Annotated in this window: 18 protein-coding genes; 6 read left to right on the top strand and 12 right to left on the bottom strand. The window is 32.6% G+C overall.

Annotated elements, in window-relative coordinates; translation table 11 throughout:
- Positions 1–172: 172 nt before the first annotated feature.
- Complete coding sequence (locus B0A68_RS12015; RefSeq protein WP_035683971.1) at positions 173–871, top strand: hypothetical protein; 699 nt, start codon at positions 173–175, stop codon at positions 869–871.
- Positions 872–1,090: 219 nt separating this feature from the next.
- Positions 1,091–1,426 carry a hypothetical protein gene (locus B0A68_RS12010; RefSeq protein WP_035683973.1) on the top strand — a complete coding sequence of 112 codons (336 nt, stop codon included), beginning with the start codon at positions 1,091–1,093 and terminating at the stop codon, positions 1,424–1,426.
- Between the two features lie 429 nt (positions 1,427–1,855).
- Here the strand turns inward: B0A68_RS12010 and B0A68_RS12000 are convergent, their stop codons facing one another.
- Entirely contained in the window at positions 1,856–3,316 is a 1,461-nt protein-coding gene (locus tag B0A68_RS12000) for an aminoacyl-histidine dipeptidase (protein WP_035683976.1), read from the bottom strand.
- A gap of 232 nt (positions 3,317–3,548) precedes the next feature.
- Here B0A68_RS12000 and B0A68_RS11995 point away from each other — a divergent pair, with 232 nt between their 5' ends.
- Positions 3,549–4,610: a DUF3810 domain-containing protein gene (locus B0A68_RS11995; protein WP_035688067.1), complete on the top strand. Its 1,062-nt coding sequence runs from the start codon at positions 3,549–3,551 to the stop codon at positions 4,608–4,610.
- Between the two features lie 54 nt (positions 4,611–4,664).
- Here the strand turns inward: B0A68_RS11995 and B0A68_RS11990 are convergent, their stop codons facing one another.
- Together B0A68_RS11990 and B0A68_RS11985 are read right to left on the bottom strand one after the other, a co-directional pair.
- Positions 4,665–9,224: a TonB-dependent receptor plug domain-containing protein gene (locus B0A68_RS11990; RefSeq protein WP_035683979.1), complete on the bottom strand. Its 4,560-nt coding sequence runs from the start codon at positions 9,222–9,224 to the stop codon at positions 4,665–4,667.
- Between the two features lie 4 nt (positions 9,225–9,228).
- A complete protein-coding gene (locus B0A68_RS11985) occupies positions 9,229–12,000 on the bottom strand; it encodes a carboxypeptidase-like regulatory domain-containing protein (protein WP_035683982.1) in 2,772 nt (923 codons plus the stop codon).
- 151 nt (positions 12,001–12,151) lie between these two features.
- Between B0A68_RS11985 and B0A68_RS11980 the strand changes: the two genes are divergently transcribed.
- Together B0A68_RS11980 and B0A68_RS11975 are read left to right on the top strand one after the other, a co-directional pair.
- Entirely contained in the window at positions 12,152–12,646 is a 495-nt protein-coding gene (locus tag B0A68_RS11980) for an RNA polymerase sigma factor (protein ID WP_035683986.1), read from the top strand.
- An 8-nt stretch (positions 12,647–12,654) separates the two neighbouring features.
- Complete coding sequence (locus B0A68_RS11975) at positions 12,655–13,287, top strand: hypothetical protein (protein WP_035683987.1); 633 nt, start codon at positions 12,655–12,657, stop codon at positions 13,285–13,287.
- 96 nt (positions 13,288–13,383) lie between these two features.
- On the opposite strand, the gene B0A68_RS11970 is transcribed toward B0A68_RS11975, so the two are convergent.
- Positions 13,384–14,193: a lysophospholipid acyltransferase family protein gene (locus B0A68_RS11970; protein ID WP_035683990.1), complete on the bottom strand. Its 810-nt coding sequence runs from the start codon at positions 14,191–14,193 to the stop codon at positions 13,384–13,386.
- Positions 14,194–14,305: 112 nt separating this feature from the next.
- A complete protein-coding gene (locus tag B0A68_RS11965) occupies positions 14,306–14,968 on the bottom strand; it encodes an NUDIX hydrolase (protein ID WP_035683992.1) in 663 nt (220 codons plus the stop codon).
- A gap of 91 nt (positions 14,969–15,059) precedes the next feature.
- On the opposite strand from B0A68_RS11965, the gene B0A68_RS11960 reads away from it, so the two are divergent.
- The gene (locus B0A68_RS11960; protein WP_035683994.1) at positions 15,060–15,494 is read left to right on the top strand and encodes a DUF4268 domain-containing protein; all 435 of its coding nucleotides are present in this window, start codon (positions 15,060–15,062) and stop codon (positions 15,492–15,494) included.
- Positions 15,495–15,560: 66 nt separating this feature from the next.
- Here B0A68_RS11960 and B0A68_RS11955 read toward each other — a convergent pair whose 3' ends face one another.
- The 7 genes from B0A68_RS11955 to yidC all read right to left on the bottom strand — a co-directional run bounded on the left by B0A68_RS11955 (position 15,561) and on the right by yidC (position 23,704).
- Positions 15,561–15,971 (bottom strand): hypothetical protein, encoded by a 411-nt coding sequence (locus tag B0A68_RS11955; protein ID WP_035683997.1) that lies wholly within the window; start codon positions 15,969–15,971, stop codon positions 15,561–15,563.
- 18 nt (positions 15,972–15,989) lie between these two features.
- Positions 15,990–16,934 (bottom strand): NAD(P)H-dependent flavin oxidoreductase, encoded by a 945-nt coding sequence (locus B0A68_RS11950; protein WP_035683999.1) that lies wholly within the window; start codon positions 16,932–16,934, stop codon positions 15,990–15,992.
- A gap of 10 nt (positions 16,935–16,944) precedes the next feature.
- Positions 16,945–18,555 (bottom strand): S8 family serine peptidase, encoded by a 1,611-nt coding sequence (locus B0A68_RS11945; RefSeq protein WP_035684002.1) that lies wholly within the window; start codon positions 18,553–18,555, stop codon positions 16,945–16,947.
- A 43-nt stretch (positions 18,556–18,598) separates the two neighbouring features.
- Positions 18,599–19,786: a tRNA 2-thiouridine(34) synthase MnmA gene (mnmA, locus tag B0A68_RS11940; RefSeq protein ID WP_035684004.1), complete on the bottom strand. Its 1,188-nt coding sequence runs from the start codon at positions 19,784–19,786 to the stop codon at positions 18,599–18,601.
- 103 nt (positions 19,787–19,889) lie between these two features.
- Positions 19,890–20,942 (bottom strand): tetratricopeptide repeat protein, encoded by a 1,053-nt coding sequence (locus B0A68_RS11935; RefSeq protein ID WP_035684007.1) that lies wholly within the window; start codon positions 20,940–20,942, stop codon positions 19,890–19,892.
- 44 nt (positions 20,943–20,986) lie between these two features.
- Positions 20,987–21,706: a toxin-antitoxin system YwqK family antitoxin gene (locus tag B0A68_RS11930; RefSeq protein ID WP_035684009.1), complete on the bottom strand. Its 720-nt coding sequence runs from the start codon at positions 21,704–21,706 to the stop codon at positions 20,987–20,989.
- A gap of 90 nt (positions 21,707–21,796) precedes the next feature.
- Positions 21,797–23,704 carry a membrane protein insertase YidC gene (gene yidC, locus B0A68_RS11925; RefSeq protein ID WP_035684012.1) on the bottom strand — a complete coding sequence of 636 codons (1,908 nt, stop codon included), beginning with the start codon at positions 23,702–23,704 and terminating at the stop codon, positions 21,797–21,799.
- Positions 23,705–23,715 lie beyond the last annotated feature (11 nt).

The following is a 23,715-nucleotide window of genomic DNA, read 5'->3' as shown; positions in this document are numbered from 1 at the left end:
GATTTAGGCAATTGGCATAAGTAGGAAGTTCGTTTTGTATTTGAGATGATTTGCTTCGCCTGTTTGCTATCGCTCGGGTGGCGAATCCGAAAATAGAGTTTAATTTCAGTCCAAAGAGCGCTGTAATACCAGAACGTTTTTAGGTAAAGTTTAACTCACAATCGTAAAAGAAATGTTGAAAATAAAAAAAAGCATATTAGCGTTTATCATAGCGACAGCGGGATTTTTTTCCTGCAAACAATCTAGCAATTCAAAAAAAGATATTATCGAAACCAAAGTTTCAGATTCGATAAAAAATATCAACAACAAAAATACATTTAATGATAAAGATATTTACACCAAATATAAATATGCTGACTCTGCTGGCAAGAACATTTTAATCAAAAATGGTTTTCCAAGAGGTGGATTAAAATATACTGACAAAAATGGTGATCAATATAGTTATGCTGTTTTTTGGACACAAATAACAAATGAAACAGATAATCCAATTGAATTAACAATGGATTTCCCTTTGAATGCGTATGAAGTGCCGTCTTTACCTGATAAATACTATAAAATTTTGATTCCTAATGACACCATGACTTTGGAGAAGTTTCCATTATTTCTGTATGGTTTAACAAATTTAGAATCTTATTTAGATAACAATATTCACAAATCAGCATCTTTAAATAGAACGATTAACTCAAGAGAATCAAATGGCTTTTATATTGTAATACTTTGCTTAACTGAAGGAGCACACGGAACTATGAGAACTGAGTTGAGTGTAAAAGGAAAAAACCTCTTTTATGAAATAAAAGTTGACGGCTCAAGAAACAATGGCAAATCAAGCAATAAAAAAATCAATTGCGGCAGTATTAATTTAAAAAATTGATATTACCGAAATAAATAGAAACAGCCCACAACAGCTGCTACAACGGATTTGAATAATTCGCTTAATGGAAAAGTTAGTTTTGTATTTGAATGATTTGCTTCGCCTGTTCGCTATCGCCTGGATGACAAATCCTAAAATAAGGTTTAATTTAGTCGAAAACCCGCGATAATAAGAGAACGTTAGCGGTCAGTTTGCAATAACTAGAAAATTAAAAAGAAAATGCTTGAAAAATTAAAGGAGATAAACAGTAAAAGAAGCGTTGAAAAAATCTCAATGGTTTTAATAATTGTTGCAATACTTCATTTATTAAATGTTTTTGCAGTTTATTATTCAACAAAGCTAAACTTATCTAATCCACTAATTCCAAAATGCTTAGCATTTGAAATTTTTAATCCTTATGCTGAAAAAGGGTTTATTCTGGCATTTGGATTATTAATAGCAACTTTTTCAAAATTCCTCAAACAGAATTTAATTGTTATAACAATTTGCCTATTAATTTTAGTCTTATATTATCTAACGGGTTTTGAACCAAACTTTGAGGAATATCCTAAATAGAAAATAAACCGAACCGCTAACAGCCGTTTGGCAAGATTGAGAATTTTGCAGTAAATTCATATTTACTTTTCGCAAGAAATTTTATCTTAACTCAAAGTACCCGCTTACGAAGTTCGCAAAATCTACATAACTAATAATTTCTTAAACTCAAATCTTCAGTTATAAAAGCTGGGGATGTTTTATGTACTATTAGAAATTAAAAAGCGTTATATTTACTACAATAAATTAATCGTGTAACCAAAATTTATATATCATGGCAAAGAGTCAAGACGCTAAAAAAACGGTAAAAAAAGAACCGTTAAAAACAGCTAAAGAAAAGAAAGAAGAAAAAAGAGAAAAGAAAAATGCTCCTAAAAGAGATTAGTTTAAAGTTTTCAGTCTCAGTTTTCAGTCTCGATGGAAACTGAAAACTGTGACTGAATACTGAGACTATTTAACTGGAATATTAGAAAGAATTTCTAATACAAATTTCCAGTATTTTTGAGCAGAAGAAATACTGGCTCTTTCGTCAGGAGAATGCGCTCCATGAATCGTTGGTCCAAAAGAAATCATATCCATTTCTGGATAATTTGTTCCTAAAATACCACACTCTAAACCTGCATGACAAGCCACCACTTTTGGTTTTTCGTTATTCTGTTTTTCATAAATTCCAACCAAAGTATCTAATATTTCAGAATTTACATTTGGAGTCCATCCCGGATAAGAACCTGAAAGTTCTACTTCACATCCAACCAATTCAAAAGCAGAACGCAAAGCATTTGCTAAATCAAATTTTGAAGTTTCAACAGAAGAACGTGTTAAACATCCTATTGATATTTCGCCATCTTTTATAATAACTCTCGCAATATTATTCGAAGTTTCTACCAAGTCTTCCATATCAGCACTCATTCTGTACACACCATTATGTGCTGCGTAGATTGCTCTGATAATTCCTTCTTGTACACCCAAATCCATAACTTTTTCAGGTAAATCGCATTTTACGATTTCGATAGATAAATTAGGTTCAGTAGTTTTATACTCTGTTTTAATGTCGTTAATAATTTCCTGCATATCAAAGATGAAAGCTTCATCAAACATTTCAGAAATGATTACTTTGGCAACACTTTCTCTCGGAATTGCATTTCGCAAACTTCCTCCGTTAATTTCTGCTACTTGCAAACCGAAGTTTTCAAAAGCATCAAATAATAAACGGTTCATAATTTTGTTCGCATTACCTAAACCTTTATGAATATCCATTCCTGAATGACCTCCATTTAGCCCTTTTACGGTAACAAGATGCCCTACTGAACCTTCTGGAACTTCTTCCTCATGATACGTTCTTGTAGCTGTTACATCAATTCCGCCAGCACATCCAATATCAATTTCATCGTCTTCTTCAGTATCTAAATTCAATAAAATCTGACCTTGAAGAATACCACCTTTTAAGTTTAAAGCGCCAGTCATTCCAGTTTCTTCGTCAATTGTAAACAAAGCTTCAATTGCAGGATGCGGAATGTCTTTACTTTCTAAAATAGCCATAATTGTCGCCACTCCTAAACCATTGTCAGCACCAAGTGTGGTACCGCGTGCGCGAACCCAGTCTCCATCAACATACATATCGATTCCCTGCGTATCAAAATCAAAAACGGTATCTGCATTTTTTTGGTGCACCATATCAAGATGGCCCTGCAGTACAATTGCTTTGCGATTTTCCATACCTGGAGTTGCCGGTTTTCTGATGATTACATTTCTGATTTCATCTTCAAAAGTTTCTAAACCCAGACTGTTACCAAAATTTTTCATAAACTCAATTACACGTTCTTCTTTTTTGGATGGACGTGGAACGGCGTTCAGATCTGCAAATTTATTCCAAAGTGCTTTTGGCTCCAGATTTCTTATTTCCTGACTCATTATATTTTGTTTGATGTTTAACAATTAAGAATGTCAAAGTTACAAAGTTTATATTTTTTTCTGCCACTAATTACACGAATTAGCACAAATTATAATGGCTCTAAAATTGGAATACCATAAATATTTTACAGTTTTTAAATATTTCCTTTATAATAATGAAAATTCGTGGAATTCGAGGTTAACTTTTTTTATCAGTCAATTGTATTTATATTTACGTATCAAAATTTACATTGTGAAATCAAAATATATACTTCCTTTATTTCTTTTAATCCAGATCATCATTTTAAAAATCCTCCCTTTTTTTCCGGATTATGTGGAAGGCTTTTACAGTAACAATTTATATATTAGAATTTCGCACTTCTCGAGATCAATTTTGGGTAAAATTCCATTTTCTGTTGGTGACTGCATTTACGCTGTTCTTATAGTATCTATAATTAGCTGGTTTTGGAAAATTAGAAAAACATGGAGAGCAGATTGGAAAGATCATATTTTAAAAATCTTAGGCAAAGTTTCTGTTTTTTATTTTCTATTTCATTTACTCTGGGCTTTTAATTATTATCGTGAACCTCTTTTTGAAAAAATGGAAATCAAAAGAGAATATTCAGATGCAGATCTTTTAGCTTTTACAAAAAGATTAATTGCAAAAACTAATGAAGTTCAATACCAAATCACAAAAAACGACAGTTCTAAAGTTGTATTTCCTTATTCGCAAAAAGAATCTTTTAAGATGATTTTGAATGGTTATGATAATCTAGCCAAAGAACATCCTTATTTTAAATATGAAACTTTAAGCGTTAAAAAATCGCTTTTCAGCGTTCCTTTGACTTATATGGGGTTTGCAGGCTACTTAAATCCTTTTACCAACGAAGCTCAAGTAAATGACCTATTGCCTATGTACACTTTTCCGCTCACGACTTCTCACGAAATGGCACATCAGATTGGTTTTGCAAGCGAAAACGAATGCAATTTTATTGGCGTTTTAGCATCTGTCAAAAATGATAATTTATATTATCAATATGCAGGATACAGCTTTACTTTGCGCTATTGTTTAGGAATCTGGCAGCATAAAAACGAAAAAATATTTAAAGAATTAAAGAAAAAAGTAAACGTTGGAATTTTAAAAAACTATCAGGAAAGTCAGGATTTCTGGAAAAAGTACGATACATTTATTGATAAGGGATTTCATTTTCTTTATGACAATTTCTTAAAATCAAACAATCAGAAAGATGGTATGGAGAGCTACAGTAAGTTTATAGATTTAACGTTGAATTATTATAAAGGAAAAGATTTTTGATTTGTAATAAAATAAATCCTAACAGGTTCAAAAAACCTGTTAGGATAAAAAATACTACGGAATAACTTCAATTTCTATTCCTTGATTCCAATTTTTATGCTCGTTTTCGTAGTATAAATAGGCAGAAGACGCTATTGCTCTATAATTTCCGGGAACAATTGCTTTTAGATCAATGTTGATTTTTCTGGTTTCTTTTGGATTTAATTTTCTAAAATACAAGACCAATTCGCTTCCGAATATTTCATAATAATCTACTACATTTTTCTCAACCAGCTCTTTCAGCTGCCAAGGTTCTGGCGTTAATCCGCCGGGAATTCCGATTCTTGCAATTGGGTTTGAAAGCTGATAATTACTATTGTTCTGCACTTCTATTTCTACTCTTGCCGTTTCGCTGATTTTTACTTTATTGGCCAATGATTTTGTTTTTAAAATCAATTTACATTCTTTTGAATTATTAGGTTTGTAGGTTTGATATTGAACATAAAACAAATAAGGCAGCGAACTTTCAGCAGGAATTTGAATCGAAAAATTATTCTTTCCTGCATTGACATTCAGATTTTTCAAAACAACATTTCCGTCTTTATCTTTCGCGCTTACACCAATTGGCTGCTGGTTTAAATTCAGAGTCGGATTATTCAAAGGCTTTGTATAAGTAGCAATTTTTGTAAATTCAGTAATCGCTTTCAATGCCAGAGCCGTTGCTTGTGTAGAGCCAAATCCGTAAACGCTTTTTGAAGATTGAATGTAATCTAAAATATCAGAAACTTCTTTTGTAACCTGATTTTCCTTCAATAACGCAAGTGCATAAAGTGACGCAATCTCAATGCTCATCGATTTTCCGTAACTATGAATAATAGATTGTTCTGCTTTTAAATCTTTAGATTTTTGTTTTACAATTTCTGATTTAATTAACCCCATCAATTGTTTGTATTCGGCTGTTTTCTTCAAATTAAATGAAGTTAAGGCCAACAGTTCCATTCGGTACAAATCTTTACTTTCGAAAGCTTCTTTCAATGCAGTTTCATATTGTTTTTCGAAATCATTCTGCCCTACTTCTGAAAGCACATAAACAATATAAGCATTGTTAACTACATATTTTATTCCTGAAAAACCGTATCGTGCCGGATTTTGATTGAAACCTCCTTTATCGTCTTTTCTTGAATTAAGCCATTTCAAATTTCCTTCAATTAGTTTTTTATCAATATTTATAAACTCGCTCATTTCATGAAACTGCAATAAGCCATAAGCGGTTAAAGCCTCATTTCCCGGATTGCCTCCGTACCATTCGTATCCGCCTTCTTTAGATTCGTAGTTTCTTAATTTTCGATAACCAACTTCTAAAAACTTCAAGGCTCTCTCTTTGAATTCAGGCGTTATTGTTCTGTATTTTAATAATTGCATCGCCATTATATTGGGATAATTAGACGACGAAACCTGCTCAAAACATCCGGAAGGTTCACGCATCATACTTTGCAAGCCATCAAAAATAGAGGAAAACGGATTGTATAATATTTTAAATCCGGCATCAACAGAACCCGCTAATGGATCTGAAATTGTAAAATCTGTGGTCTGCGATTTCGTTCCTGAAATATCAACATTCATAGGAAAACCGTTTCCATAAACATCTATAAACTTTAGGATTTTTGTTCTGTAACTGTCTCCTTCTACTATAATTTCCAAAGGAAGATTTTTTCCGATTTTACTGGCAATTATTGAAATATAGACCGTTTTAGATTCATTTGGTTTTAAAACTACTGCTGTATTATTAGTTTCTTTATTATCAAAATTAAGTCTGCAATTTAATGTTAAGTTGTTTTCAGAGTTATTTTTAAGCCAGATTGGTATGCGGATGTTATCTTCTTTTGAAGCATAAATTGGCACTTTTACATCGCTCTGAATTAATTCTTTTACAGCATACGACACTTCTGCCCTGCCAATATCGCCTTTAAAAGAAGTTCCTTCGGCTATTATTTTAAAAGAAGTATTGTCATCAGAATTATGAAATTCAAAAGCTGCCATTCCTTTATTATCAGTGTGAATAATAGAGTTCCAATAAATACAGCTTCTAAAATCTGTTTTTTCTTCGACAATTGTTGATGCATATTTTGGTGCATAAAAATCATAAGCTTCGTTCAATTCTTTTTTTCCCGATTTAAGAATGGATTGAAAAGTATAGTTTTGTTTTTTTCCTAAAATAATTTTTGCATCCATCGGTCTGTTTTTCGTCGTTACTACAATAACGCCGTACGCACCGTTTGAACCGTAAATTGCAGTTGCCGAAGCATCTTTTAAGATAACAACTGACTCAATTAAATTGGGAGACAAGTTCCCGAAAATAGACGAATTTTCATTATTGACACACGGAATTCCGTCTACAACAATCAATGGCTGCCCCGCAGATCGGCTTCCGTAAATAGAGGATAAACCTCTAATTCTAATTTTATCTGCTCCGCCCGGCTGTCCGGATGAAGAGGTAATTTGAAGTCCCGCAGCCCTTCCGTTTAATGAGTTGGTAATATCCTGACGTGTAATTACTGATGTTGATCCTGTTAGTGATGACCTTCTTTGGTAACCATATCCTACTATTACAACTTCACTCAATGAATTACTTTCTGATTTTAATGAAACGTTGTTATACATTGGTACTGACCATAATGTATTGCTGCTATACCTATCATTCTTAGTCGTAATAATACTGTTGTCATTCGGTTTCAAATCATTATAACTTACTTCCAGAATCTCTGTATTCGAAAGTGTGTCTTTCATTCTAAGAAAATTAATTTCGTTTGAAATGGAGTTTGTAATGGTATATTCACTACTGCTTCCACTTTCTGCCGCTAAATAAGCAATCTTCGAAAACGGAATTCTGTTAAACCTAAAATAACCGCTTGAATTGCTTCTTGTTTCAAAAACATTTCCTTTATCTGTAAAAAACAAAATCTTTGTGCTAACAGGTTTTCTTCTACGATTCTGTATAAACCCTTCGATTATATTGCTTTTTTCAGGCTCTAAACTTCTTCCTTGAGCTACTAAATTTTGAATATTTTCCTGATTGTACTTTCTCCAGCCGTGCGTATTTAGAAGTAAATCAATCGCTTCTTCTTTTAATTCCAGTTTTTTGTTAGTATCGAAATAGAATCTTGGCTCGTGAATTTTTCCTTTTAATTCTGATCCAAGAAACATCCAAGACAAAATATTATCTTGTTTGTCATCGATATAAGTGAGCAGTTTTGAATCGACTACTGAAACTGAAATATTCGATGCAATGGGCTGATTGTTTTTGTCTTTTGTGACAACAGAAACTTTTACTTTTTCTCTTGGCAGATATGTTTGTTTGTCCGTTTTGATTTCTATTTTGAGTCCGTCCTGATAATTCAAAAACACAAGTCTTTCAGCAACAATCTGGTTTTCGATTAATAAAGAAAGAGATTGAATACCAACCGGAAAATCTTTTGTTTTTATATCCAATACATTCCAGCCTTGCTTTAAATTCAAAGGAATCGATTGCTGAATTTTGGCAATATTACGAACCAAAATTTTTGCATCGACTGCCAATGGCGCATAAATTTTCAGCGAAACATTATCTGTATTTTTGACTGCATTTAGTACAAAAACACTTTTTTTGGCTAAAGGCAATTCTATTTTTTCTTCTGATTTAAAAGGCGAAGTCAAAACGGCGAAGTATTTTTTATTTTCTTCGGTTTTCAAAACAACATTTCCCATTCCGTCGTGAACACTTTTAAAATCCGTGATTTTATTACCACTTTCATCCTCAATAAAACCGGCGGCATCCATTGGTCTTCCAAATTCATTTTTTGTAATAAAAAACAATGACGAAGGTTCGTTTAAAACTAAATTTCCGCTTTCAGGTAAAAACTGAAGATCTACAAAATTTAAATTAATTGGAATGGAACGTGTTACTGATTCTTTGAAATTATCATAATCCAGCATTACGTTTAAAATTCCATCATTCGATTTTAAATCATTTGGAAGTTTAAATTTCACAACTGCTTTTCCTAATTCATCTGTTTTTCCCTGCAGGGAATCTATCTTTTTGCCTCCAATAAAAATAGCATAATTGAAAGCATAATTTCTGATTGGCTGGCTTTCCAGATTTTTCAATTCAAAATCGGCTTCGCAGATTTCTCCCTTTCCGTATGCTTTTTTCTTAAAATCGAGTGTCATCAAAATTCTTGGTGAAACCACTTTTTGCACAAAAAAGCTCTTCTCAAAAATATTATCCGAATTCTGATTTTGAATTTTTGTATAGGCTTTGATTTTATACATTCCGGCAACGCTGGATTCAGGAATTTTATACGAACCAGAGACACTTCCTTGTTCTACGATATAATTTTGAGTGGCTATTTTTTTATTTCCTCCATCAAATAAATCAATATAAATATAATCGCTCAAAGTTGTGGGACTGTTATCATTTTCAGCGATATACGCTTTAAAATAAATAATATCACCGGGAGCATATAACACATTATTTAGATGCAGATACACTTTTTCAGTGATTGGTTTTTCATAAACCGTATTCCAATTTGCTTCGATATTTTGCGCTTCTACAGTCTGAAATAATAGTAAAAACAATATGTATTTTAGATTTTTCATCGTGTTAAAATTTAATGGTTAAAGAAGATCCGAAACTTCTCATCATGGGCGCATTGAAATATTCTAATCCGCTTGAGTCTAAAGAATTAAACATAGCATTACTGCTGAAAGCTTGTTTGTTTTTAGACAGCACAAAAACGTTATTTACAAAAAGTGAAATTGTATAACTTATTCTGTTTCCATAATTAAAATAGGGATTATTAGTATACGATAAACTCACAGCATTCAATCTAAAATAAGTCGCGTCTTCAATCGCATCTTCTGCAACACCGTCGATTCCGTATCTCGTCCAGCGATTTTGCTGTACAGGAAGATTCGCATCATAAAAAGAAACGGTTTTTGTATTTACTGCGCCTGATTGTGTAACGCCCGCAAAAACATAATTACTTATATTTCGCTGTTGTTCAGTCAGTTCAGATTTTCCGTAATAATTCAACGTTTGCTGTGTTCCATTCCACATTTCGCCGCCTTGACTCCAATCAAAAGAAAGGTTGAGCGTAAAGTTTTTATATTTTAATGAATTGAAAAAACCAACAACAAAATCAGGATTTGGATTGCCTAAAATTTTTGGCTGTGCATCTTCAACAGGAAAACCATCATTATCAATAATTATATTCTGATTATTGTCTCTTAAATAGCCGTTTCCGACAATAACACCGAGCGGCTGGCCAGCGATATAATTTTTATTAACATCAGCAAAACCGGCAAATGGAATGCTGCTTTGATTGTTATTCAAACTTGTGACTTTGTTTTTATAATGAGTGAAATTTAAATTGAAACTATAAGCTAAATTTCTTCTATCAAATGTTTTTTGTATTTCGAATTCAACTCCATTCTCTTTATAATTTACGTCTGGCGACCAATTAATGGTATTTAGGTTAAAACTGGGAACATATAAATTATCAACTGTTTTGTTGTAAAAATTAAAATTAAAATTCCAGCGATAATCGAAATTATACATCAAGCTCAAATTTGTATTGATTTCCTGTGTGGCAATGGCATTTTTTGGCGTTATCAATTCTAAATTATTCTGAAGTTCTTTGAACTGACTAACGTTGTAACGTAAGGAATTAAAATTCAAATTATTATTTTGCAAAGAAGGTTCCACCTGATTATAAGACTGGCTGACGGTAATCGAAAGCGATTCATTAAAAAGGTCTTTAATTTCTGCGGAAGCAAGAAAATTGGGCATAAACTTTCCTTTTACGGTTGACGAATAATTCAGGTTCGTATTTGCTTTTAAAACCAATTGCTCATAATAAGAAAGAATATCACGAAAAGTATACGATACATTCGCGTTATAAAAAACTTCAAATCGCTGCTGCGAAATATCGAATTTATTTTGAGATAAACTATTGTCAGGAAAATCAATTGGAGCAGCAAATCCGGTAAAATACTGACGGTTTAATTTTCGTTCCTGAAACCTGAAATCAATTTTTGTTTCTACAAATCCGCGAGAATCAATGGTGTGGTTGAAAACATCTGAAACTGAAAAATTGCTAAATCTTTCTTTTCTTTCATTGAAATTAGGCGCTGCAATTCCGGCAGTATAAAAACTCTGACCGTTTGTGTTTTTAATTTCAGAAGATTGAAAACTAGCACTTGCACTGTTCCAATTCTTATCCTTGGTATATTTATGATTAAAATTGAAAGAAATGGTTTTGCTTTTATTTTTATCGACATTATTCTGAAGCAAATAATAAGGATTATTTTCAGACTGTGCATAACTTCGCTGTAAACCATTTGATAATGTGGACGCAAAATTATTATCAAAATGAATTGGCGTTACCGCATTTGCAAAAACGATCTTATTTACTGCAAAATTGGAGTTGGTTAGATTGTTTTCGAAATCATCATAAGATAAAATAGTTTCTATTTTACTTAATTTTGAAACATTTCTAGAATATTTGACAAATGCTGCAATTTCATTATTTCGGCTCGTTGGAATAGAAATTTTACCTGTTTTATAAGTAAGATTTATTCTCATTATATTGCCCTTTGTTCCTTCAATTTGGGTATTCAGCATGTATTTATTGTCCATTCCGTTATTGAAAAAATCATTCGGATTGTAAAGTTCTAATGCATTTCCGTTACCAAATGTCTTGTTTACAATATTTCCCTGCGGATAATATTCAGATTTATTTCCTGAATATTCTAAAGAATTTACGTTTGGTCCCCAGCTGAAAATTTCGTTTGTTTCCGGAGATTGATATACTAATTCTCCATTTTGACTTCTGCCCTGCGCATATGTTTTTTGATACTTTTGCATTCGGATTGGCGATGAAACCATTAATTCCTGACTGGCTTCAAAAGACAATTTATTGTACTCGTATTTGTACTTCAAACTATAAAAATGTTTGGCATCTCTATTAATTTTCATTAAATACTGTTCGCCAAAGCCATCAAAAAGATTGAAGGCAAAAGTTCCTGATGGTTTAGAAATTTTAATAGAATCTGTTGGCTTTTTTAGCTTAGCAATATAATCATCGCTTAAAATGGGATCTACTGTTTGATCATTTTTTTGAATATTTTGACTGGTGATTCTAATAATTGTTGATTCCAATCCTATAGCAGAAATTTTTAACTGATCACCAATTTTAACTTCAATAGTATAATTTCCATCAAAATCTGAAGTGGTGCATCTTTGCGTGTTGACTACACAAATTCTGGCGCCGGGAATTGGTGAGCCGTCTTCGCTGACATTTCCGTAATAAAAGTTTTGAGAGAATCCTGAGGCGGTTAAAAAAAGAAAAGTCAATAGTAATAATTTTTTCATAAACGAGGCTTTTATATATAGAGTACGATTCTCTGTAAAAGGTTGGAAAGGAATTGAAAATTATTAAGATTATCGCTAAAATTTTATTTTGTTATAAATTATTTTTATTTTCACGGTGTAACAAAATCCCGTTACGGTGTACTAATACCATATGAGCGAAAATCTAGAACAGTCATTTGTTGCGCAATTGCAGGCAAATCAGAATATAATCCACAAGATTTGTAGATTATATACTGCTGGCGAAGACGCTCACAAAGACTTGTTTCAGGAAATCACCATTCAGTTATGGAAAGCGTATCCTAAATTTAGAGGCGATAGTAAATTTTCGACCTGGACGTATCGCGTTGCCCTAAATACCGCCATTACCCTATACCGAAAAACCAAAAGGACCATATCTACCGTAGATTATGAAAGTCATCAGCATTTTGTAAAAGACGTTGATTACAATTATGAAGAAGAGGAACAAATTAAATTGATGTATAAAGCAGTATATCAGCTTAATGACATCGAAAAAGCATTAGTTTTTATGTATTTAGAAGACAAAGATTATCAAGAAATAGCAATAACCTTAGGAATAAGCGAAGTGAATGCACGTGTGAAAATGAACAGAATTAAAGGGAAACTTAAAAAAATATTAAATCCTTAAAGATTATTATGAAAGAACTGGATTTACTAAAAAAAGACTGGAAAAAGAACTCGGATTCTTTTGAACAAATTTCTGAGAAAGAGATCTACAAAATGATTCATAAAAAATCATCTTCCATCGTGAAGTGGATTTTGATTATCAGTATTTTGGAAGTATCTTTTTGGACTATAACAAACTACTATTCAAATATTGATGATATGATTCAAAAGATCAATCATCCTGAAATTATACTTTATATGCAGGTTTTAATGTGCTTTAATTACGCTGTAACTTTAGTTTTCATTTACTTTTTTTATAAAAATTACAAAACTATATCCACAACAGTTTCTACCAAATTATTAATGGGCAGTATTTTAAGAACCAGAAAAACAGTTCAATATTATGTATGGTATAATCTGGGAATAGTTGTAGTTTCGTGCGTGGTGAGCTTTTTTATTGGGTATGTTTATAACCCTGATATGGAGTTTATCCGCCAGAAATTAGCAGCAAACGGTATTGCTATGTTATTTTCTATTGGCGCATTTGTCCTGCTGACACTGATACTTTTAGGACTGTTCTGGTGTATTTACAGACTACTTTACGGAACACTGCTTCGCAGATTATATTCAAACTATAAAGAGCTGAAGAAGATTGATTTTTAATTGAGGTTCAAAGGCTCAGAGCGACAAAGGTTCAAAGGTTTTTAAGATACCAGCCCAACTTGAAACATGAAACTTGAAACAAAAAACTCTAAATCGTTAATAATCCCATCTTCTCATTTGATTGAGTTCTTCTTGTATTTTTAATTCTTCTGCAGGAATAACTTTCAAAAATGAAGGATGCTGCTCTATTGCATATTCTACTTTTTCAACGATTTCATCGATTGTATCATTTTCATAATCAATATCAAGAGGTTCTTTGATAATGAAAGATTGTAGAATTCCTTTCTTTTTCATGCGTAATCCTTTCTTATCAAACGAACGGCGAAAACCGTCTATCACGATCGGAATTACAATAGGTTTATGCTGTTTTATAATATGAGCTGTTCCTTTACGAACGGGTTTAAACGATTTTGTAGTTCCTTGCGGAAAAGTAATAACCCAGCCGTCTTCAAGAGCTATTCGAATATTTTCGGTGTCATTTGGGTTAACATCACGCTTTTCTGTTACATCAACACCTTTTGCGCGCCATGTTCTCTCTACAGTGATTGCTCCTACATATGCTAATATTCTTGGCAGCAACCCCGACTGCATGGTTTCTTTGGCTGCGACATAGTATAAATTCATCTTTGGCTGCCACAAATAACCGATATTCTTAATATTGTCTTGACGTCCTGATAAACTTGCGTTAAAGACATGAAACATTGCTACAACATCGGCAAAATAAGTCTGATGATTTGATATAAACAAAACATTTGTATCAGGAAGCGTTTTAATGATTTCAGATCCTTCAATCTGTAAGTCATTAAAACCTCTATATCTTCTATGAGTCATGGAACCCAAAATTCGGATCAGCCATTTCTTAATGAATAATATATGTCCAAAAGGATTTCGTTTAAACAATCCCATAGCAGTTAATCTTTATTCTTTTGTTAGTCCGCAAACATACAAAAATTATTCGTTTACTAATACTTATAACTAATTTCGGAAATAAAATCTTAATATTATGAATATCAAATTGTTATTTTTTAGTTTTTAAATTATCCCCAAAAGTTATTTTCAAAACATCTCTCAACTCACTCAAAATCATTGCTGTTGCTCCCCATACAATATGGTTTTGTATATTAAAGGCGGGAACCGAAATATTTGCGCCATAAGAAGTTGAAAGTACAGCGTCTATGATAATTTCATCATCCAAAAAAACAGAAAGAGGCAGTTCTATAATCGAAGCTACTTCTCTTACATCTGGATAAAATGAAAGCTCTTCTGTAGAAATTCCTAAAAAAGGATGCACTAAAAAATTACTTGGCGGAATATACATTGGCGTAAATTCTTTTATAATCTTAATTTTTTCTGGTAAAACTCCAACCTCTTCATGAGTTTCGCGCAAAGCGGTCTGTTCAAAACCCGTATCTGTAGTTTCGTATTTACCGCCCGGAAAAGCAATCTGCGAAGAATGAACTCCATTGTAAGCATTTCGAACTATTAAAATAAGATGTGTTTCATCATTTTTTGGATACAAAAGCATCATTACAGCTGCAATTCTAGGATTTATTGCTTCTATATCCAGATTCTTTAATGCTTCTGCCCGCTCTTTTGGAGCCATTTTTAAATGAGCTGCAACAGCTGGCAATTTTACTGGAATTATATTAGGAACATATTGCAAAAAATCTTGAAAATTCATAATCAAAGTTTATTTTTGTACTTTCATTTAAAATATAAATATACTCCAGAAAACGCGTTTCCGCAAGTTTTCTAAAATCATAGCAGTAAAAATGTACAGCAGAGAAGAATCACAACGAATAAAAAGAGAATTTTGGGTGGCTTTTGCCGAAAAATATCCGCGCAAATGGGTGCTTTATGATACTAAGATTAAAGACTTCTCTTTTAAATTTTATGTAGACAATAAAAAAGCACAGGTTTTAATTGATATTGAACATCGAAGCGACGAAAAAAGGACTGCTTATTATGAAAAAATTGAAGCCTTAAAAAATATTCTGGAAGAAGAATTTATAAAAGATTTAGTTTTCGAAAAAAATTACACTTTAGAAAGCGGTAAAACCATCAGCAGAATTTGGATTGAAAAGCTGGGCGTAGGCTTTAGTAATAAAAATAATTGGGATGCAATTTTTGATTTCTTTAATGAAAATATGCATGCTCTTGAAATGTTTTATCTGGAGTATGATGAGTTCATAAAAGATATTGAATAGTTTTTATTTTATTCCAATAAATGACAAACCCTGCAAATTATTGAATCTGCAGGGTTTGTTGTTTTTTTAAGCTGTAAAAATATTATACACAATAATATGATCGTCGTAATTAATATAAAGCTGCTTACGGTAATCTTGTTTTTTTCGGGTAATTATAGATAATTTACATTCCTTTCCGTCATTATCTTTACACATAAATGAATATGTAATATCTGTATCGTTTTCTTCTCTCTGGATGTAATCTAAGATATTAAAAAGCTGAATTTCCATCGAGTAAATCACTATTCGATGTTTATTGGTATCCAAAATTACCGAAAGATTGACCAAATCAAGATCGGACCATTCTCCCCATTTTCCTTTTTCGTTTTTTTCCAAAACACTAAATCCAGTAGTCTTAAATTGGTACGATTGTGCGTAAGAATTATGCAGACCAAAACCTAAAAAAAGAAATATTATATAGATGCGTAAAGTATTCATAGTTGTCTCTCGTGCTTTTTAAAACTCAAATTTAGTCTTTTCTTTTCTGGCAGTTTCAAAATCCGCCATCATTTCTTGTATAATTTTCTCAGCAGGCAAAATTTCATGAATCAAACCGGCTATTTGACCAATCTCTAATTCGCCTTCTTCTAAATCTCCTTCAAACATACCTTTCTTTGCTCTTGCTCTACCCAAAAGTGCTATTAATTCTTCTTTTGAAGGACTTTTTTCATATAAAGATTGTACATCATTATAAAACTTATTTTTAACCAGTCTTACAGGAGCTAATTCTTTAAGAGTCAATTGTGTATCACCTTCTTTTATTCTAACTATAGTTTCTTTGAAATTATTGTGTGCAGATGATTCTAATGAAGCTGCAAAACGGCTTCCAACCTGTACACCGTCGGCACCTAAAATCATTGCGGCCAGCATTCCTCTTCCCGTTGCAATACCGCCGGCTGCAATTATCGGAATCTGAATTTTTTCTTTTACCATCGGAATCAGCGTTAAGGTTGTCGTTTCTTCGCGGCCATTATGACCGCCTGCTTCAAATCCTTCTGCCACAATTGCATCTACTCCTGCCTCCTGCGCTTTTAAAGCAAAAACACTGCTGCTTACAACATGCACTACAGTAATTCCCTTTGATTTTAAAAACGAAGTCCAGGTTTTAGGATTTCCTGCCGATGTAAAAACAATATCAACACCTTCTTCAACCACAATATTCATAATTTCTTCAATGTTTGGATATAACATTGGAATATTGACTCCAAAAGGCTTGCTGGTTGCATTTTTGCATTTCTGAATATGCTCACGTAATACTTCAGGATACATAGAACCAGCGCCAATAAGGCCCAAACCACCAGCATTACTAACTGCAGATGCCAGTTTATAGCCACTGTTCCAAATCATTCCTCCTTGAATTATTGGATATTTTATATTAAAAAGCTCTGTAATTCTATTCATTCAAAATGTATTATTGTTTGATTATCTTTCCTGTTTTATGAAGGCTTTCGGCATCAAAAGTGTAAAAATAAAGTCCGCTTTTTAAAGACTGCAAAGAAAGTACAGGATTTTGACTCGTAATTTGTTTTTCGATCAGTTTTTGTCCTAAAATAGAATATATGGATACCGAAGCTGTATCTAATTTATCAGAAAATAAAAATGAAACCTGTGTTAAAGCAGGATTAGGATAAACTGAAAAAATTTCAGAAGAGGAATTAAAAGTTTCAGTACCCAGAGTCGATCCAAAATTTGGAATTCCGTACCCATAATTATAGTTTGGCGCAGTATATCTATCAGAGGATTCTAAAATCATTTTTCTGATTTCCTTATTTGTTTTTTCCGGAAAAGCCTGCCACAAACACGCAATCATACCCGCCATTATCGGACATGAAAAAGAAGTCCCGTTTGAAGTTCCAATAGTTCCGGATGCATTAGAAACTGCAGCAGCTGTTCCCTGCGCCATTACATCTGGTTTTATTCGATTATCAAAACTTGGTCCAACTGAACTAAAATCTGATTTTACTTTTGCAGAAGTAACAGAACCAACTGCTATTACAGAAACAGCATCTGCCGGAGCTCCAATATGCGGTTCTGCGGTTCTGCCTTCGTTCCCTGCAGAAGCCACTACAATTATTCCTCGGCTAAAAGCAATTTCTGCCCCTCTGGAAATAAAAGTCGTACTCCCATTCATATCACTGTAAGTATGGCTTTCGCCAGCCTTATCAAAACTAAAATAACCTAAAGAAGTGGTTATAATATCTACTCCAAGACTATCTGCTTTTTCAGCAGCTTCGACCCAAAGCGATTCCTCAATTGGATTTTCAGAAGCATCATTTTCTGTTATAAACAGATAATAAGAAGCATCGGGAGCGGTGCCAACCAAGGCATTTTCTTTGTAACCTCCCATAGTTGAAAGCACTAAAGTACCATGATCATCTCCGGTATAAAAATTGGCATTCCGATTAACAAAATCGTAACCGCCTAAAATTCTATTATTTGTTTGGAGATTCTGGAAAGGCTGTGCCGTATTTACACCTGGAAAACCAGCATCTAAAACAGCAATAACTTTTCCTTCTCCAGTATAATTCTGCTTATGCAAAATCTGGCCATTAAGCATTTGGATTTGGCTTGCTGCGTTTCCGTAAGCATAATCAATTGTTGTTTTTAATTTATTCTGTGTTTCTACAGTACGATTTTCACTAATTATTTTTGCAGTTATATTGAGCGTCTTATTTGCAAAAACAACTTTATCAACAAATGCTAATGATTTAAGAGCCGAAACATTGGCTTGGGTTCCCGTGATATGAAGCGCATTAAGCCATTTTGATTTAGCCAATATCGTAATTCCAGCACTGGATTTTATCTGATTTAGATAGCTTTTTTCGACAGGAACATCTATTTGATCTAAGGCAATATTTTGATTTGTTCTCCGAGTTAAAGAACGCGTTGAAAGCATATCAGACGGTTTGTCTAAAAATGACTGCGAACTTGGTTTATCTTTGAAATAAACCCATGCATCTTCTTGCGAAAACATCGCAGCTGAAAACATTAATAGTATAAATGTAAAGTAGTAGTGCTTCATAATTTACTTTTTTAAAAGGAAAACCTTATAAAAAAGTATAAAGCTAAGAAATTACTCCCGAACCAACTAATTCATTATCTAAATACCATGCAACAAACTGACCTTCTGTAATAGCAGACTGAGGTTCATCAAAGCGAACATACATTCCGTCTTCAAACTGATGCAAAACAGCTTTTTGCAAAGGCTGACGGTATCGAATTCTGGCCATAACTTCCATCGTTTGACCTGGTTTTAAAGTCATATCATTACGAACCCAGTGAACTTCAGAGTTTCCAACAAATAAAGCTTTTTTAAACAAACCTGGATGATTGCTGGACAAACCTGTGTAAATGGTATTGGTTTCTACATCTGTAGCAATTACAAACAACGGATCTGTCGTACCGCCTACATTTAAACCTTTTCTTTGTCCGTTTGTAAAATAATGAGCTCCTTGATGTTTTCCAACGATTTTTCCCATTGCAGGCTCATAATTAAGTTTTTGAGATTCAGCTTTTAATTCCTCTTCAAAAGATAATCCAGAGCTATCATGAACAGTATAAATTGGATCATTTTTATCAATCTGAACAATTTTACCTTCTTTTGGCTGTAATTTTTGCTGTAAAAATTCTGGTAAACGAACTTTCCCAATAAAGCATAATCCTTGAGAATCTTTCTTTTCTGCAGTTACCAATTCCATTTCAGCTGCAATTTTGCGTACTTCCGGTTTGGTTAAAGCACCAATTGGAAACAATGCTTTAGATAATTGTTCCTGAGATAATTGACATAAAAAATAAGATTGGTCTTTATTAATGTCATTTCCTGCAATTAATTGATAAACGGGTTTTCCGTCAACTTCAATCTCATTTTTTTGACAGTAATGTCCTGTTGCCACATAATCTGCACCAAGGCTTAAAGCAATTTTCATGAAAACGTCAAATTTGATTTCGCGGTTACAAAGTACGTCAGGATTTGGAGTTCTTCCTTTTTCGTATTCGTTGAACATATAATCAACGATTTTTTCTTTGTATTCTTCACTTAAATCGACAGTTTGAAACGGAATTCCGAGTTTTTCAGCTACTAATAAAGCATCATTACTATCTTCTAACCAAGGACATTCGTTAGAAATAGTAACCGAATCATCATGCCAGTTTTTCATAAAAAGGCCAATAACTTCGTATCCTTCCTGTTGCAATAAATAGGCTGCAACACTAGAATCTACTCCACCAGAAAGTCCAACAACTACACGTTTCATTTTAACTCGTTTATATTTTTACAAGGGTGCAAAGATACATCAAAATATAGATAGTTTTAATGTCTTTAATTAGATTAAGTAATAGCAGGGTAGATAAAACTTATTACTTATTCCATTTGTAAGTGCTGTTCCAATTATAAAATTTATCGACTTCAGCTTTATTTTTTTCATGCCATTTCAGCACATCATCACTATTTGTATTTACAAATGCGATATAAGCAAATGTTTCTATGAATTTATTTCTTTCTATTTCTCTGAAATAAGGAACAAATTTCTCCCAATAGAAACCAAAATTTTCTTTTTTTGTTTCGACTAATGAAGAGCAAACAACTTCAAACTTTCTAATGAACTTCTCCACATCAGTTTTGCTTTTATTCTCTTCACTAAAGTCTAAACTAGCCGATATTGACAAAATAAAATCAGTAGAAGAAAAATTATTTTCTTTTGTTTGAGATTTATCTTCAGCATCAGAAAGCATTGAGGAATTGATGCTGACATTAATAGACTTTTCATTTTGCTGCGTAACTCCCTGCATCATCAATTTTTGGAGTTTTTCAAGAACTACCTGCGATCTTTTGGTCTGAGGTTCAACAATTAAAAATCTGGAAAAAGCTAAAATGGCAGGAATTCGATTATTACCAGTTTCAAGAACTCCTATAGCGTTTAATGAACTTCCATGATTGGGATTAATAAGAAAAGATTTTTGAAAACTATCTGTAGCAGCCACATCCTTTCCTAATCCAGACAAACATATTCCTTTATTGTAGTACAATTGATAGTAATCAGGATATAATGCAATACCTTCATCGTATATTTTTACAGCCTCATCTGCCTTTTTGAGATGATCTAAAGCGTTACCATAATTAACATATACATTTTTAAGACCTTCGTTTTTATGTTTTGCGATAGCCTGCTTACAAGCCGCAATTCCTTGCTCATAATTCTTTGAAGCATTCAAAGTCAGAGACTTTTCGGTTAATGCGAGCAAATTATCTTTGTCTAATTTTAAAGCATCGTCATACTTATTTATTGCTCCTGTATAGTCTCCTTTATCATGAAGTTCAACCCCCTCATCAACTAGTTTTTCAGCTTCTGCTTTATTCTGAGCAAAAGCTCCTGTAAAGAACAATAGTAATAATAGCGTTTTAAATTTCATATTGGATTGGTTGTTAATATTAGCAATCAAATATAGAAATAAATTTACTCCATTTTAGGTTTTGAATCGGCTTTATAACTACTTTTTGGATCGCTCATATTTACTTCCTTAGTCAATTTTCCTTTTGTGTAAAACTGCCACATTCCCGCTTTTTTTCCATTTAAAAACTTTCCTTTTGAAGCTACGGCTCCATCAGCATCATAAAAGACTGCATCGCCATTATATTCGTTGTTTTTAAATGTAGACTGTTCTAAAAGCGTTCCATTTTGCCCTATCTTTTTGTAAACACCTTCTTTTAAACCATTTACATATCTAATTTCTTCAGCAATTTTTGCATTTGGATAATATACTGTCCTTAAACCGTCCAGTTTTCCATTTTTATAATTTTCAAGAGTCATTACCACAGTCGAAGCTTTGTGATAAAATTTCCATTCTCCTTCATGCGCTTTACCAACTTCCTTACCTTCACTTACTTTGTTTTTATTCTGATCATAAAAAACAGCATAAGAACTTCCGTCGCTTGCAGTAAAATCGCGAGTCGCTATAACGTCTCCTTTTTTAGTATCGTCAAAAAATTTAAAAATACCAGTTTCTTTACCATGGCTGAAAGTTCCTTCATAACGAGGTCTTTTAGATTCAGCATAAGTTCCTTTCCACAAACCGTCTTTCTTTCCTTCAGAATCGAGTTTATTTTCATTACTCTGTGCGGTAATAAAAAAAGCATTTAAGAAAACTAATCCCAATATGAGTTTTTTGTAAATCATGTTATTTCTATTTTTTACGTAAACGAAAATCTGTCTTATAAATTATAATGGTATAAAAAAATCCCGATAAATCGAGATTTTTTTAAGAATTTATTTCTTTTTATTTTGAGCTTTTGCTGCTTCCTGCTGTTCCATTACTTCCTGAAGACGCTGCTGAAACTTGCTTTGTTTTTTAGGCTCTTTTAATTTGTTTTCCTGAATCTGAGCATGAATTTTTTCGCTGTCAACTATATAGTTTTTAATTACAAACATAATCCCGATCGTAATTAAATTCGACATAAAGTTGTACAAACTCAAACCTGCACCATAATTATTGAAGAAAGTTAACATCAATAACGGCGAAACATAAATCATGATTTTCATCATTTTTGCCATATCCGGCATACCTTCTTGCTGAGGAGCTGCCATTTGCTGATCTCCTGATGTCATTTTCATATAAAAGAAAACTGCTATTGCTGCCAAAATTGGGAACAAACTGATGTGATCTCCGTATAACGGAATATGAAATGGTAATTTTGCAACAGAGTCAAAAGAAGATAAATCGTCTGCCCATAGGAAACTTTTTTGTCTTAACTCAAAAGCCGATGGAAAGAATTGAAATGATGCATACATAAACGGAAGCTGAATCAACGCCGGAATACATCCAGCCATTGGGTTTACCCCTGCTTTGTTATACAATTTCATTGTTTCCTGTTGTTTCTTCATTGGGTCTTTTTTGAATTTTTCACCCAATTCTGTAATCTCCGGACGCAAAACTTTCATTTTAGCCTGAGACAAGAATGATTTATATGTAATTGGCGACATAGCCAATTTAATGATAATTGTAAAAATGATAATTGCAATTCCGTAAGCAATATAAGAACTTAAGAAACCAAATAATGGAATAAAAATCCATTGGTTAATCCATCCAAAAATCCCCCATCCTAGTGGAATAATTTTCTGGAAATTTTTCTTGTATGATTTTAATGTTTTATAATCTGAAGGTCCAAAGTACCAGCTCATTTTATAATCAATTTCACCATTAGAAAATGCTAACGGTAATGTCGCTCTAAATTGTTTAGTAAAAACAGTATCAATTTTTTCGTCTTTTACTAAATCATCAGATTGCAATTTTGAAGTTTCGAATGGCTTTTCTGTAGATAAAATAGTAGTAAAAAAGTGTTGTTTGAAAGCAACATAACTCAATTTTTCTGGAGCTTCTTCTTTTCCTTGACCGTGATTATTTACATAGCTGTACTTTTCATCATTATATTCATAATTGATTTCAGTAAAACGATTGTCGTATGCAACACTTTTTTCGTTTCTATACGTTTTTAAATCCCATTGTAAATTTAATGGTTTAGCAGAATTTAAAACTTTATTTAAACCTTGAGAACGTATATCAAAACCAACTAAATAATCATTTGCTTTTAATATATACTTATATTCTAAAAATTCGTTTGCTCCGGCTTTTAAACGCATTGTTAAAACCTGATCTGCACCAACTTTAGTCAATGAAGGCTCAAAAAATAAATCTTTAGAGTTCAATGTTCTGTTATCAGTTGTTAGCAGCTGAACGTTTAAATGAGAATTATTGTCTTTAATCAATTCAACTAATTCTCCTGAACCTTTTTTAAATTTTTCGAATTCTTTTAGAGTAGCTTCAACTATATAACCGCCTTTATTAGCGATTTTAAGTTTTATCTTTTCATTTTCAATTGTAGTAAATGATTCTTTTGCAGAAGGAAGAGTTGCAGAATAAGCAAAACCTCCTAATGTTTTTTGCAATTGCGCTAATTGTACAGTATCACCGGGAACTGCAGCAGTAACAGGCAAAACAGCTGTTTTTGTTTTGTCTGCTTTAGCTTGAGCTTCTTGCTTAGCTACTAATTCTTTCTTGGCTTTTTCAGCAGCAATTTCCTTATCTGAAGGTTGATTTTGATAAAATATCCAAATCAAAATTCCAAATATCAATACAAAACCAATGATTGAATTAAGGTCTAATTTTTTTTCTTCCATTATAATTTAAA

It is taken from the genome of Flavobacterium reichenbachii (assembly GCF_002217435.1).
Taxonomy (GTDB): domain Bacteria; phylum Bacteroidota; class Bacteroidia; order Flavobacteriales; family Flavobacteriaceae; genus Flavobacterium; species Flavobacterium reichenbachii.
Note: the sequence above shows the minus strand (reverse complement) of the source record. Positions and strands in the feature narration are given on the sequence as shown.

Bases quoted from the DNA above. Each gene is read 5' to 3' on its own strand.
- yidC (WP_035684012.1), bottom strand. From the start codon at position 23,704: ATGGAAGAAAAAAAATTAGACCTTAATTCAATCATTGGTTTTGTATTG.
- B0A68_RS11930 (WP_035684009.1), bottom strand. From the start codon at position 21,706: ATGATTTACAAAAAACTCATATTGGGATTAGTTTTCTTAAATGCTTTT.
- B0A68_RS11970 (WP_035683990.1), bottom strand. From the start codon at position 14,193: ATGGGATTGTTTAAACGAAATCCTTTTGGACATATATTATTCATTAAG.
- B0A68_RS11985 (WP_035683982.1), bottom strand. From the start codon at position 12,000: ATGAAAAAATTATTACTATTGACTTTTCTTTTTTTAACCGCCTCAGGA.
- B0A68_RS11935 (WP_035684007.1), bottom strand. From the start codon at position 20,942: ATGAAATTTAAAACGCTATTATTACTATTGTTCTTTACAGGAGCTTTT.
- B0A68_RS11955 (WP_035683997.1), bottom strand. From the start codon at position 15,971: ATGAATACTTTACGCATCTATATAATATTTCTTTTTTTAGGTTTTGGT.
- B0A68_RS11980 (WP_035683986.1), top strand. From the start codon at position 12,152: ATGAGCGAAAATCTAGAACAGTCATTTGTTGCGCAATTGCAGGCAAAT.
- B0A68_RS11965 (WP_035683992.1), bottom strand. From the start codon at position 14,968: ATGAATTTTCAAGATTTTTTGCAATATGTTCCTAATATAATTCCAGTA.
- B0A68_RS11990 (WP_035683979.1), bottom strand. From the start codon at position 9,224: ATGAAAAATCTAAAATACATATTGTTTTTACTATTATTTCAGACTGTA.
- B0A68_RS12000 (WP_035683976.1), bottom strand. From the start codon at position 3,316: ATGAGTCAGGAAATAAGAAATCTGGAGCCAAAAGCACTTTGGAATAAA.
- B0A68_RS12015 (WP_035683971.1), top strand. From the start codon at position 173: ATGTTGAAAATAAAAAAAAGCATATTAGCGTTTATCATAGCGACAGCG.
- B0A68_RS11945 (WP_035684002.1), bottom strand. From the start codon at position 18,555: ATGAAGCACTACTACTTTACATTTATACTATTAATGTTTTCAGCTGCG.
- B0A68_RS12010 (WP_035683973.1), top strand. From the start codon at position 1,091: ATGCTTGAAAAATTAAAGGAGATAAACAGTAAAAGAAGCGTTGAAAAA.
- B0A68_RS11975 (WP_035683987.1), top strand. From the start codon at position 12,655: ATGAAAGAACTGGATTTACTAAAAAAAGACTGGAAAAAGAACTCGGAT.
- B0A68_RS11960 (WP_035683994.1), top strand. From the start codon at position 15,060: ATGTACAGCAGAGAAGAATCACAACGAATAAAAAGAGAATTTTGGGTG.
- mnmA (WP_035684004.1), bottom strand. From the start codon at position 19,786: ATGAAACGTGTAGTTGTTGGACTTTCTGGTGGAGTAGATTCTAGTGTT.
- B0A68_RS11950 (WP_035683999.1), bottom strand. From the start codon at position 16,934: ATGAATAGAATTACAGAGCTTTTTAATATAAAATATCCAATAATTCAA.